Annotated in this window: 9 protein-coding genes; 6 read left to right on the forward strand and 3 right to left on the reverse strand. The window is 37.8% G+C overall.

The genetic code is table 11. The features are described from left to right. Positions 1–44: 44 nt before the first annotated feature. Positions 45–3,569 carry a TraB/GumN family protein gene (locus tag CWD90_RS09645; protein ID WP_103475750.1) on the reverse strand — a complete coding sequence of 1,175 codons (3,525 nt, stop codon included), beginning with the start codon at positions 3,567–3,569 and terminating at the stop codon, positions 45–47. Between the two features lie 123 nt (positions 3,570–3,692). After that, a complete protein-coding gene (locus CWD90_RS09650; RefSeq protein WP_103475751.1) occupies positions 3,693–4,766 on the reverse strand; it encodes a mechanosensitive ion channel family protein in 1,074 nt (357 codons plus the stop codon). A gap of 326 nt (positions 4,767–5,092) precedes the next feature. On the opposite strand from CWD90_RS09650, the gene hemH reads away from it, so the two are divergent. Then, entirely contained in the window at positions 5,093–6,124 is a 1,032-nt protein-coding gene (gene hemH, locus CWD90_RS09655) for a ferrochelatase (RefSeq protein WP_103475752.1), read from the forward strand. Next, entirely contained in the window at positions 6,124–7,509 is a 1,386-nt protein-coding gene (locus CWD90_RS09660; protein ID WP_103475753.1) for an MATE family efflux transporter, read from the forward strand. Before hemH ends, CWD90_RS09660 begins: the two co-directional genes overlap by 1 nt. Before the next feature lie 88 nt (positions 7,510–7,597). Here the strand turns inward: CWD90_RS09660 and CWD90_RS09665 are convergent, their stop codons facing one another. Continuing rightward, on the reverse strand, positions 7,598–8,377 hold the full coding sequence (locus tag CWD90_RS09665) for a hypothetical protein (RefSeq protein WP_103475754.1): 780 nt from the start codon (positions 8,375–8,377) through the stop codon (positions 7,598–7,600). Between the two features lie 252 nt (positions 8,378–8,629). Here CWD90_RS09665 and CWD90_RS09670 point away from each other — a divergent pair, with 252 nt between their 5' ends. From CWD90_RS09670 to CWD90_RS09685, 4 genes are all read left to right on the forward strand, one after another. Then, positions 8,630–9,181: a CopD family protein gene (locus CWD90_RS09670; protein WP_103475755.1), complete on the forward strand. Its 552-nt coding sequence runs from the start codon at positions 8,630–8,632 to the stop codon at positions 9,179–9,181. A gap of 116 nt (positions 9,182–9,297) precedes the next feature. Further along, positions 9,298–10,740, forward strand: a complete 1,443-nt coding sequence (locus CWD90_RS09675) for a sensor histidine kinase (protein WP_103475756.1) — start codon at positions 9,298–9,300, stop codon at positions 10,738–10,740. 50 nt (positions 10,741–10,790) lie between these two features. Next, on the forward strand, positions 10,791–11,573 hold the full coding sequence (locus tag CWD90_RS09680) for an enoyl-CoA hydratase/isomerase family protein (protein WP_103475757.1): 783 nt from the start codon (positions 10,791–10,793) through the stop codon (positions 11,571–11,573). A gap of 23 nt (positions 11,574–11,596) precedes the next feature. Then, positions 11,597–13,162, forward strand: coding sequence for a hypothetical protein (locus tag CWD90_RS09685; RefSeq protein ID WP_239986500.1), 1,566 nt, complete (start codon positions 11,597–11,599; stop codon positions 13,160–13,162). The last annotated feature ends 52 nt before the right edge of the window (positions 13,163–13,214 follow it).

Raw genomic sequence — 13,214 nt, forward strand, 5'->3', positions numbered from 1 at the left:
CGACTATTTGGGACATCATTATTTTTATATCGTTCGTTCTGTCTCTAATGCATAAATCCTGAATAGGCAGAAGGGTTGGTTACTATGGTCCGTGGTCTGTCCTTTAAATTATACTCTTCGGTAGTTAACCGCAATACTTCTTCCTCCGTACTAATGTCCGTAATGCTGAAACCTTTGTTTATATAATAAGATTTAGATTCGATGTTATTGGATTTTTTGAATGCTAATAGGTACATTTTTAAGGTATTGCTATAATTATCTTTTACTTTAAAAAAATAGCCGTGGTAATTGCTGGAGGGATAATACAATTTTTGATTCTTGACGTATTCAATTGCGTGTTGCTCGGGATTTAACTCCATAGTGTTATAGAGAATGGACTCCGCTAGGGCTTGTTGATTTCTGTAAATGGAGGGAAACATATTTAATTTGCCAATATGCTGTAATTTCTCGAATAGCAATAATCGTGTTTCTGGATTTTCTGCCAAGGAAATTATTAAACTTTTGGGTATTTTTATGTCACCACTAAAGGGATTTTCTTCATTTTTCACTATTAGAGCTATATAGGATGTTTGAATTTCCGGGTCTTCCACCATAGACAGGCGTTGGAAAAATGAGGCCACCTCCATTTCCTTAATAAATGGGTATAGTAAAATCGCATAATTTTCTAGGATGTCATAATTGTTGTCGGCGCTTGTAGAGGACTCATCAGTTAATTGATCCATGGAGAGACCCAGCTGTCTTTTAAGCTGGATTTTAGCATCATTTAATATTTGGTTTTTATATTTCTTATAGCTTTTTGGTTTGATCAATCCTCGGGCTTTTAGCTTTGCAAGAATGGAGAATATTGGGGATTTATATTCTTCTATGGCACTGTAGTCGAAAATCTCAGGAAACAATTTATTGGCAAGTGGCAGACTGTCTAAATACGGCTGGAATATGTTTTGAATTTCCTGTTTGCTTGAAACCAAAGGCAGGTCAGTTGACATTAGCCGCAGGAGTAATTCTAAGGAGCTTTCGTTTTGTTTTTTGCTTATGGCCTGTAGTATCTTTGTTTGTGCCTTAGAGTTGCTGTAGGATTTGGCATAATAGGTCTCAAAGAACCCTGTGGCATCCACATCTTGCATTTGCGCCAATTTTTGGATTAGATGTGCTTGTAAATATTTTTGATTGTCCTTAAAGTTAAAGTCGGATATGTAGTATTTTAGGGAATCTTCGTGTTTTTTATAAAATTGCACAAAGGGATAGCCATCATGGACAATACTATCGTTCTGTCTGATGGCCTTAAAAAAATTGCCTGTTTTATCGCTTAAAATGGATGAACCTATGAGGGTATCCTTTGGGGTGAAGTTTTCGAAGAAATCGGTGATAAATTTACTTGGGGGTATAACGGTATCTATTAGTGCTTTAACTTCATAAAGCAGGCCTCCCTTAACGATGTTTTTAATCATTATTCCCCGTGTACTACCCGAATCTACAAGGGTTAAGTTTATCTCGTGATATTTATTGTTGTATTGTGGGCGCTGCTCGCGAATAATATTAAGCGTATTTTGACGGTACAATTTTCTCCTGAGCATCCATACTGAATCAATATTGGGAAACATCAGAAAATCATGTGCTTTGTTAACGGTTACCAATACGGCCTCATTATTTTTATTCTGATAAACTGATTTCTTGGTGTAAGCGCTATAAGGTTTTGGCTTTTTATGGCGTTCGTAATAGTTATTGCTGTTTTCAGCAAATTTAGGAGGGTCAATAGGGCTTACCGTTGAAAAAAACAGTGCCGTATCTTGTACTTTTTTAAACTCTTCGGTATAATTTGGTTTCTTAATTTTAAAGGAATCGAAATACCGCTCCGCGTAAGTACTATCCGTATTTATACTCCCTAAGAGGTAATAGTTGTTATTGCGTATAACGGTCTTTAAATACAGCTTTTGCCTTCCGTTCGGGCTAAAATTAGCAGAAGAGGTTAAACTTTGGTTGTCAATGGGTCCGTATTCTGGTTTTAGTTTAAGGTCTTCATAAAATCGAGTTTGAATTTGTTTCAGCTCAAAGGTGTCCTCTTCAATAAAGTTAAAATCATTTAGGGTAGCTTTTTTTAGAAAGTAGTAGGCTGAGGTTTTAGGATCTACTCCTTCAATAAATCTATTGCCTTTCCTTTTCCGATTCGTAAAATTATACAAAGAAGGCATTTCTATTTCAAAATCATCGAATTGGGAAAAAAGTACCGTACGTTTTTTTTCTAGTGACTTGAAGCTGATGCTATTAAATATGGTATCGGAATGTTTTGCCACATAATCACCATGTCCGCTCATTTTAAAAATCAGTATTTCTAATGGGGTAATATAGATATGGTATCGTTGAAAATCGCCATTTTTCAACTGATTTTTAATATCCAAACCGGGATACAGCTCATTTTCTATCTTAGTCTTTTCAAGGATTTTCCCGGGAATATTTTCGAACAACAATCTATCCACATCCTCAATGGTGTAGGTATAGTCCTTTTTTAAATAGGAAAAAGTTGGGATTCGGTTTACCATAAGATAACTTCCGTTGGCTAAATCTGGAGATACGTAGGTCGTATTGGTATATTCAGCAATGGGATATAGTTTGTTGGGAAGAAGAATACTAAAAAGGGCGTCATCGGGGGTCCTAGTTATGTATTCATTGGTTAGAGTTTTATTTTCCAAAGAATCTTTAAGTGCCCGTCCCTTTTGGGAGAATCTGGAAGTAAGGGCCTTTACTTTGTATCCCTTGTTTCTTAAAAGTTGTATCACCCCGTTTTTTCCTGGAAGATGTGCGGCCCCAATTCCTGTGAATACTTTTACAGTTTGCATTATGGAGTCCAGCCTTTGTACCATATTTACATTTCTAGCATAGAGCATATTTTGTAAATAATACTCTGTATACATTGCCTGGTCAAGTGAATCTATAAGATTTATATTGCGTTCCCTATATGCGTCCTGCAATAATGACATAACATCCTGCGTCTGCATCTTTTTTTGAAGCCACTCGTCCGGTTTGGGTTTCATGGCATTCATATTGGCCCTGCCCACCAATGCACTGGATTCCTCCAAAACTTCTAAGGCTACTATAGGTTTGGAAAACTTTTTGCCGGCCTGATAAATAAACATATCCAGATAGGTTTCCTCCTCGAAGTTTTGAGAAGTTTCATTTGTACGGTAAAGGATATTGTTCACTAACCGATCATCCAAGGAAAGGTAGGAGGACAAAATTTCCTTGGTAGGGTTTTTAATTGTAAAAGGGTATATGTAAAAGCCTTTGGAAACAAATCCTGTCCCAAATCCTATTCCGCTGCTGCGCATTTTCCCATAATCCTCAAGCCATGTTCCTGGGTCGGATTCAAGAGCCACAATTTCACTTTTATCCAAGGCTTCGTAAAAAACATCGTCCAATCTAAAGGCAATTTTCTGACTTACATGCATAGTCCCATATAAATAAGACGACTGCGGTAGGTTGTTACTGGAAATTTCCCAAAGAAGACTGTTTTCTTCCTGGGCATGGATTCCTTGTGTTAAAAGCAATAAAAGTAAACCTAGGCCTAAGCGCATACCAAAATCCAAATTTTAGTTAAAAATGCCTCAAAAATATGTAGGAATAAAGGCTTGGCGCATAATTAACGTTTTATTTGTATTAAAGCATCATGTTTCATGCCAATCAAGAGAGAATTCCCTTTATTTTTCAGAAGAGGTAGGCTCCATGTTGTTGCTAAGGGATAATCGGGTATGGGGTAGGCTTTCAGGATAATTTTTTTGTAAAAAACCAATCAGTTTTTCTCGGACCAAAACCCTTAGGTCCCACGCAGTAGGTGAGTCCACCGCACTCATTAAGGCACGTATCTCTACACTCTGGGCCTTGGCATCGGTAACCTGAAGTACATTTACCTTTCCGTCCCACAATTCAGTAGTGGACAATATCCTGGTGAGTTCTTCCCTTAGTTTATCAAAAGGAACACGGTAATCTGTATGAATAAAAACTGTACCCAAAATATCTGAGGATGTTTTGGTCCAATTTTGAAAAGGGTTTTCAATAAAATAAGGCGTTGGAACAATTAGTCGCCTTTTGTCCCAAATATTGATTACTACGTAAGTTAGTGTAATCTCTTCTATCCGGCCCCACTCTCCCTCAACTACCACTACGTCATCAAATTTAATGGGTTGGGTAATGGCAATCTGTATTCCGGCGAGAATGCTTCCAATTAGTTTCTGGGCGGAAAAACCTATAATTATTCCTGCCACCCCAGCAGAAGCAAAAAGACTTACACCTATTTCTTTAATGCTGTCGAAACTCATTAAGGCCGCTCCCAAGGCCAGTACCGCAACTAGTACAATGAAAATGCGCTCTAATATGTTGAATTGAGTATATATTTTTCTGGCCTTTAAATTGTCGGATGTTTCTACATTATAGTTTTGGATAATCAACTTTTTGGCAACTTTTAGGGCTACTATAATCAACCAGGTGATAGAAAATATGATAAGAAGTGTGCTGGTCTTTTTAATGACAAAACTAAAATCGTTTAGATATAATACAGTATGAAGGGATTTAGAGCGAATCAGGAAAGATAGGAATAAGATGAAAAGTGGCATACCCACTTTTTTCATGGCATCTTTGGGAATTAGATACTTCGGACTGCTTCCCAATTTCCGGAGGGTAAGGTAGGTGATTATGTAAAGTATAGCCAAAAGAACAAACGTGCCCGCTGCATATACGACGGTCTGGTGGTCTACGTTTTTAAATATATTTTCCATCTAGGTGAATTTTTATTCAATGTTATCCGTAACATACTAAAATCTATTCAATATAAAAACTCCTAAGCCTTTGTCCCAGCTAATCTTTGACCCAAATCTACTGAGGTATCCCTCATATTGGCATGGAAATTTATAATGCCTAAAATAGATGGAGAATGGGTTTTATAAATAAAATACTAAATGGTATTAATAATGAATGTTTTTTATTTATGCGTTTAAATTAGGGATATCTATGACGGTATAGAGAAACTATTTGGAGGATTTAAATTATTGTTGCCCTGCATGTGTTATTTTTGCTACGCAAGTAAATTAATCAAAAAGGAATAATGAAAGGAGTTTTGTTGGTAAACCTAGGTTCCCCTGATAGTCCCACGCCTAAGGATGTTAAACCTTATTTGGACGAATTTTTAATGGATGAACGGGTTATTGATGTTCCCAAATGGTTAAGAAATATTATTGTGCGAGGGATTATTTTACAAACCAGACCTAAAAAATCCGCCGAGGCCTATAAAAAGATATGGTGGGAAGAGGGATCTCCCTTAGTCGTGATTTCCGAACGCTTTGCGAACAAGGTAAAAGAACAAAGTGATATTCCAGTTGTTCTGGGTATGCGCTATGGAAGTATGACCATTAAAAAAGCCCTTGAACAGCTGCATGAAAAAGGAGTGGACGAGGTGTTGTTGGTTCCATTATATCCTCATTATGCTATGTCTTCATATGAAACGGTTGTGGTAAAGACTATGGAGGTTGGGGAGGAATTTTTTCCTAATATGAAAATCACAACTCTTCCGGCATTTTATAATAATATCGACTATATTGAAGTGCTTTCAAAAAGTATTGCGGAGGGATTGGAAGGTTTTGAATATGACCATATTTTATTTTCCTATCACGGTATTCCCGAAAGGCACATTAGAAAGTCCGACCCCACAAAATTTCATTGCAAGATAGATGACAATTGTTGTAAGACCAATTCGGTGGCACATCATACCTGTTATCGCCATCAATGCTATGAGATGACAGAAAAAGTAAAGGAAAACCTTGGTCTTTCCAATGATAAGGTGAGTCTTTCTTTTCAGTCTAGATTGCCCAACGATCCTTGGTTAAAACCTTATACCGACTTTGAGTTTGAACGTTTACCAAAAGAGGGCATTAAGCGCTTGGCTGTAATTACGCCTGCCTTTGTTGCAGATTGTTTGGAAACTTTGGAGGAAATTGCCATGGAAGGAAAACATCAGTTTCAGGAAGCAGGTGGAAAGGACTATAAACATATACCCTGTCTTAACGACAATGAAGCCTGGGTGAATTTAATGGTAAAATGGATTGGAGACTGGCAGGCTAAGGAAACACTTCCCGGGTAATGGCCAAAGTGTCCTCAAATCAGTTGGGCAGCGAGCCTATAGGTAAATTACTGATAAAACAAGCAGTTCCGGCATCTATTGGTATTTTGGTCATGTCCTTAAATGTTCTGGTCGATTCTATTTTTGTGGGTAACTGGATCGGTTCTATTGCCATAGCGGCGATCAATGTTGTGCTTCCGGTTTCTTTTTTTATAGCAGCTCTAGGAATGGCCATTGGTATTGGCGGTTCCAGTATTATTTCGCGTGCCTTAGGAGAAAGTAATAGCGAAAAGGCACTAAAAACCTTCGGGAATCAAATTACCTTAACACTTCTTGTCACCATAGTTATGGTGATATTGGGGCTGTACTATGTAAATAGCCTTATTCCTGCCTTTGGAGGTAAAGGAGATATTTTTGGACCGGCTAAAATATACTATACCATTGTTTTGTACGGGGTGCCGTTTTTAGCCTTATGTATGATGGGAAATACGGTTATTAGGGCTGAAGGCAAACCTAGATTTGCTATGAACGCTATGATAATTCCCTCAGTAGGAAATCTGTTGATGGATTATATCTTTATCTATGTCTTTGACTGGGGTATGGAAGGTGCTGCTTGGGCAACGACAATTGGCTATTTTCTTTGTTTTGCATATATTCTTTATTTCTTTCTTTCCAAAAATTCTGAACTTAAATTGAAATGGTCCCATTTTGGACTCGATCGACCCATTCTAAAGGAAATTGGGGCTTTGGGTTTCGTTACCTTGTCCAGACAGGCCGTAATAAGCTTAATTTATTTGTTGATGAACAATATTCTCTTTGGTTTGGGAGGGGAAGCTATGATAGCTGTCTATGCCATTATTGGTCGAATGTTGATGTTTGCTCTATTCCCTGTATTTGGGGTCACTCAGGGGTTTTTACCCATTGCAGGCTTTAATTATGGCGCAAAAAAATACCAAAGGGTACGGGAATCGATCAATACCGCTATCCTTTATGCCGCTGGCTTGGCTTTTATAGTATTTGTAGGGCTAATGATTTTTCCAGCTGAGATAGCTGCTTTGTTCTTAAGTAATCAGCCAGGGATGTCCGCCAACGAATTGGCCATGAATGCATACGTGTTGGAACACACCCCTTCGGCCATGCGCTGGGTCTTTGCCGCAACACCAATTATAGCCATTCAATTGATTGGCGCCGCCTATTTTCAAGCTATAGGTAAGGCTGTACCAGCACTACTGTTGACACTAAGTCGACAGGGGTTCTTTTTTATACCACTCATTTTAATTTTACCAAATTACTTGGGGGAACTTGGGGTGTGGATTTCTTTCCCCATTGCTGATGTTTTGGCCACATTGGTTACAGGCTTTTTTTTAAGGAAAGAAGTTAGAGCTACATTGTTAGAAAAACCATAAGGAATAATGGTTCTAGGCAAAAACAATTTGCATCTCCTTTGCTAGGTAAATACAGACTAGCAAATATAGAGTCCGTTTATTAAATAATTCAAAACTTAAAAAAGGGGTTGGATTTCCTATTGCTATATCCATGGAATAAAATTACCGATAGCAGAACAGCACTACATGCCAATGCGGAATATGCAATTATTTCCAAACCGCCTTGGTGCCTAATGTAAATTGCGAATAGCGCCCAAACCCCAACAGCCGCAAATTCGCGCATGTTTCTTTTGTAAATGATGACAAGATTAATCAAAGTGGCAACGATTATGAGCACAATGGTCCATTGCACTTCAGTTAGAAATGCCCCGTTCCATCCTATTTTTGTTAGATAAAGCGCAATATTGGCTATAGTGGCTACGGTAATCCATCCACTGTAAAAGCAAATTGGCCACCAAGAAAAGACTATTATTTCCTTAGGGGCATCCCATCGTTCCATATTGGTATTGATAATGATCTTTAATAGGGAGATTAGGATTCCAGCAATAATGATTACGGTTAAGCCCATATAATTATAAGCAAAAACAATAACCCATAGGGCGTTCAAGACATTTGCAAAGGCAAACCAATTCCCTGTCTGTTTTATAAATGCAAGTTCCTTCCTATCAAAAAAAACAACTTTAATCTGAAAGAAGGCATATGCCAATAAGCCAAGAAAAATAAGGCCCCAAATGGCAAATGCATAACTGGCAGGAGTGAAAAGATTTGTATATCGCTGACTTAATTCTCCTATAGTGGTATCGTTAATGCGGACTGCTTGTGAAATATAATTTACGGCGATGACCAAAACTACCGAGAGTAGGTTTATAATGGATAACTTTCTTTGCATTTACCCAAATTACGTAACTTTTTCAGGGAATCATGTCCTATTGCTAAAAAAAATAAACCATTCCAAATTCATCTTAAGGCTCCTGAAGAACATTTTAAGTCAGTTAATAGGGCCATATTTTAAAGAAATACTCAGTATTGGATATTTTTTTATTCGCTTTAGTCTTCTGTAATAATGAAATAAACAGTACGGGTACCAAAGATTAGTTTTTAAGAAACCCGTCCATTATCTTTACAGAACAACAGCCAATATATGAGCGACTATTACAATTATATTAAAGCCCTTCATCTCATTTTTGTGGTTACCTGGTTTGCGGGATTGTTCTATATTCCTAGATTATTTATTTACCATATAGAGGCTGATCAAAAACCATCGCCTGAAAGGGAGATCCTTACCCAACAATTAAAGTTGATGACCAAACGGTTATGGTTTATTATTACCTGGCCTTCCGCTATTTTGGCCACATTATTCGCTATTTGGTTATTAGTGTTATATCCTGCTTGGTTGCAACAGCCATGGATGCATATAAAATTGACTTTTGTGGTATTACTTTTTGTCTACCACTTAAAAAATCATCAAATTTTCAATCAATTGCAGCGGGATGAGGTAAATTACACTTCCAAGTTTATGCGGATTTGGAACGAGGGAGCTACCCTGATTCTATTCGCAGTGGTCTTTTTAGTTGTTTTAAAGGGTACTTTTAATTGGATATTTGGTGTTGTCGGAATTATAGTACTGGGAGTGCTGCTAATGCTGGGAATTAGACTTTATAAGCGGATCCGAGATAAAAATCCTGAAGCTTAGGGGGTTTTTGAGCTGGAATTGCTGTTTATTTTGGCTTGATAATTGTTACCTTTAATATCTAAATTAGATTTCAGTTGCTCACAAACTTTTCGTTGCGTTCCCGAATTTTTATCTCAATGATTTTTTGGGTAGTAATTGCTTTTGTACTAATTGCATCCGTTACCGTATACCAGTACAGCGAACAAAACAGGGACTACCATGCCGACCGTATGGAACGGAAGGAGGAACAGATCAAACAGAGTATTGATTTGGCACTACAAAAGACAACCTACCCCGTTACTACTGAAAATTTGGGCTTTATTTTTAGGGATGAAATTTATGAGATTGCTCTGGTACAAAATATTAATTTTAATATTTACGATTTACAAGGCCAATTGATCAAGAGTTCTAGGCCTAAATTTGAAATTGACTCCATTTCCACTTGCTTGGATGCTGAAGTGCTTAATAATTTGGCTTCTACGCCTACAAAGAGGTATGTGGAACAAAAATCGGCCGCTGGCTTTAATTATCAGGCTTCCTATACCTACATAAGCGACAAAAGATTTAAACATGTGGGTATTTTAAACCTGCCCTATTTTGAGGATAATTCATTTAATGATAAGGAATTAAAGGAAATATTGTTAAGGCTTACGGGAGCCTATCTTCTTTTGTTGCTCTTGGCTATTGCACTTGCCTATTTTATTTCAAAATACATTACTAGGTCTTTACAGACTATCTCGGACAGATTGAATCAGACCGACCTGACCAAACGGAACGAAAAGATCATTGTGGAGAATCCAAGTGAAGAAATTGGAAAACTGATTACCTCCTATAACGAAATGATCGATGAGCTGGAGATCAGTGCTGCAAAATTGGCAAAAGGGGAGCGGGAGCAAGCATGGCGCGAAATGGCAAAACAGGTGGCACATGAGATTAAAAATCCACTTACGCCCATGCGCTTAAGTGTACAGAATTTTGAACGTAGGTTCAACCCCAAGGATCCGGAAATTACAAAAAAGGTTTCAGAGTATTCAAAAACGTTGATTCAGCAGATTGATACCATGAGCAGTATTGCCTCTGCATTCTCCAATTTCGCCAATATGCCGGCACAGCAGAACGAGACTTTAAATGTGGTGAAGATCGTAAAGATGGCAGTTGACATTTTTGATGAAAACTATATTCACTTTTCGTCCGATGAAGAGGAAATAATAGCCAAATTGGATCGTACCCAATTAATTAGAGTAGTGACCAATCTTGTAAAGAATGCCACACAGGCAATTGTGGAAGTGGAGGCGCCCTATGTTATGGTTACAGTTTCTAAAGATGGGGATTTTGTAAAAATGACCGTAGAGGATAACGGCATTGGCATACCGTTGGAGTTTAGGGACAAGGTGTTTGAACCTAAATTTACTACCAAGTCCAGTGGAATGGGCCTCGGGTTGGGAATGGTTAAAAATATCGTGGAAACCTATAAAGGGACTATCAACTTTACATCGGACACCAACAAAGGAACCGTATTTACCGTTCGGTTTCCTATTGCTAATGCCGTGGCGAATATAATGGATCGGATCGTGCAATAAAGTAGATACTGAGAATTTAACGAAACGAGGTGTAATTTAATATTAAAGCAATGCAATACGAAAATTTACTAATTACTTCAGAAGTAAAGGTAGCCACTATTACCATTAATAGGCCTACTAAACTGAATGCACTTAACAAGGCAACAATTGAGGAGCTACATTATGCATTTAAGGACTTGGAAAAGGATAAAAATGTAAATGTTATAATTTTAAGGGGTAGCGGTGAGAAGGCATTTGTAGCCGGAGCCGATATTTCCGAGTTCGCTAATTTTTCAGAGAAAGAGGGCGGGAAACTAGCAGCAAAAGGTCAAAAACAATTGTTCAATTTTGTGGAAAATCTAACCACTCCGGTAATAGCGGCAATTAATGGATTTGCCTTGGGAGGTGGATTGGAATTGGCTATGGCCTGCCATTTTAGGGTAGCCAGTCACAATGCCAGAATGGGCCTCCCTGAAGTTTCTCTGGGTGTTATACCTGGCTATGGAGGAACCCAGCGCCTTCCACAACTTATAGGCAGGGGAAGGGCCATGGAAATGATTCTTACCGGTGGAATGATCGATGCTGCTAAGGCATTGGAATACGGTTTGGTCAACTATGTGGTTGAACAAGAGCATTTAATGGACCTATGTATGAAATTTGCAGGTAAGATATCGAATAATTCGCCTGTGGCCATTGGCTATGCAATAAAAGCGGTAAATGCTGGTTTTAACAATAGTATTAATGGGTTCAAAGCGGAAATAGAAGCTTTTGGCAGTTGTTTCGGAACTTCTGATTTTAAGGAAGGTACTACGGCCTTTTTAGAAAAAAGAAAAGCCAATTTTCCAGGAGCTTAAAGGATACCCCTAAATGGCTTGTTATGAATATTGGGAAAAATCTTGGGTTACTTTGCGTGTTTATGTCCTTTTTCTGCTCAACACAAGCACAGGAAATGCCTGTGAAATATAGTTTTGGCGAAAAATATAACGATAGGTACAAATACTCCAACTTATTGGAAATTTCAGATGACGGTATGGGAGGTACAATTTTGGTGCGCTCTTATTACACTGGAATAATCTTAAAACCAAGGGGGTATTATATAGAACACTACAATGAGGACTTGGAGTTGGTGGGGGAATATAATTACAAGATAAAGGGCCTTGACTTTGTAAATGCCTTTGTGAAAAATGGACAACTGAATATATTGTTGCTGGACTATAATCTTGGTAATGGGTCGTACGATTATGTGGTGCATAGAAGTCCAATAAGCAGTTTTAATTTTACAGAAGAGACTATTCTTTCCATAACTTCCGAACAGGTAACTCAGCCTTTGGACCATAACTATTACAAGAGAAATTTTTCATCAGGTTTTACTACTACTGCCTTTTTCAATGAGGACAAATCTGCTTTTGCAATAAGTACACATTTTAAAAAGGGGAGGGAAGAAAAACATTTTGTATATCTCTTCAGCAGTAGTTTGAACAAACTTATGGAATACGATTTTTCCGAGCAGATAGAAGAAAAGAACTATGCTTTTGAAAACATGGTTACTTCCAAGGATTTAAGTGAATTGTATTTGGTAGGTAAGGCCTATTATAAAAAGAAACGGTTTGCTGTTACAGATCGTAAATTTCAATATGAATTGCTCAAGGTGACCAAAAGCGGGGCCGGTATCCAAACTTTTGATGACCCAGGTAAATTTTCAGAAGCTTTAAAACCGATAATGGTCAATGGGAAATTAATATGTGTTGGATTTTATGCCGATAGAAAGGATAATAGATATAATGGCTTGGCCTATTTTGAACTGGAAAGGAATACTTTGGCGATCAACGCTAAAAAATACAATCCTTTTTCACAACAATTTATGGCGGATAAATTTGGTAGGGAAGACGATATAGAAATTAAAAATTTAGTGTTTAAGGATGTTAGTGTTACCGAGGATAATTCCATTTTGTTCAATGCAGAGGAATACTTTGTAACTTCGAGTGTGCAACAAGACCCAACTGGTTCCAGGGTAAAAATTGAGAGATTTCACTACAATGACATTGTCAGTGCCAAATTAAATTCGGAAGGAGATATTATCTGGGCCAGAAATATTAACAAGTCGGAGGTTACTCAAGGGGACGGCGCCTATGCCTCCTATAGTTCATGCGCTAGGGGCGATAATACCTATTATGTTATCAGCACTGCATCAGAAAATCCACAATTGTTAAGTGGCGAAAGGCTAATTTTTAGGCAGGGCCTTAGCCGAAATAGGAATGTTTTCATGATTAGGTTGGACAAGGATGGAAAGATCAGTTATGAGAAGGTTATCGATGACAAAGAAGCTAGACTCCCTTTAATGGTTTCTATGCCGTTAATTGACAAGGAGAATAGTCGAATGCTCTACTATGCCAAAAGAGGTTCTAAAAAGCAATTAGTGAGTGTAGAAATTAATACTCCATAGGCTATTACACTTTGATTAGAGGAATTTCTGTAAACACTATTGGAAGAATCAA

The sequence above is a fragment of the Arenibacter catalasegens genome, from assembly GCF_002909235.1.
Lineage (GTDB): Bacteria > Bacteroidota > Bacteroidia > Flavobacteriales > Flavobacteriaceae > Arenibacter > Arenibacter catalasegens.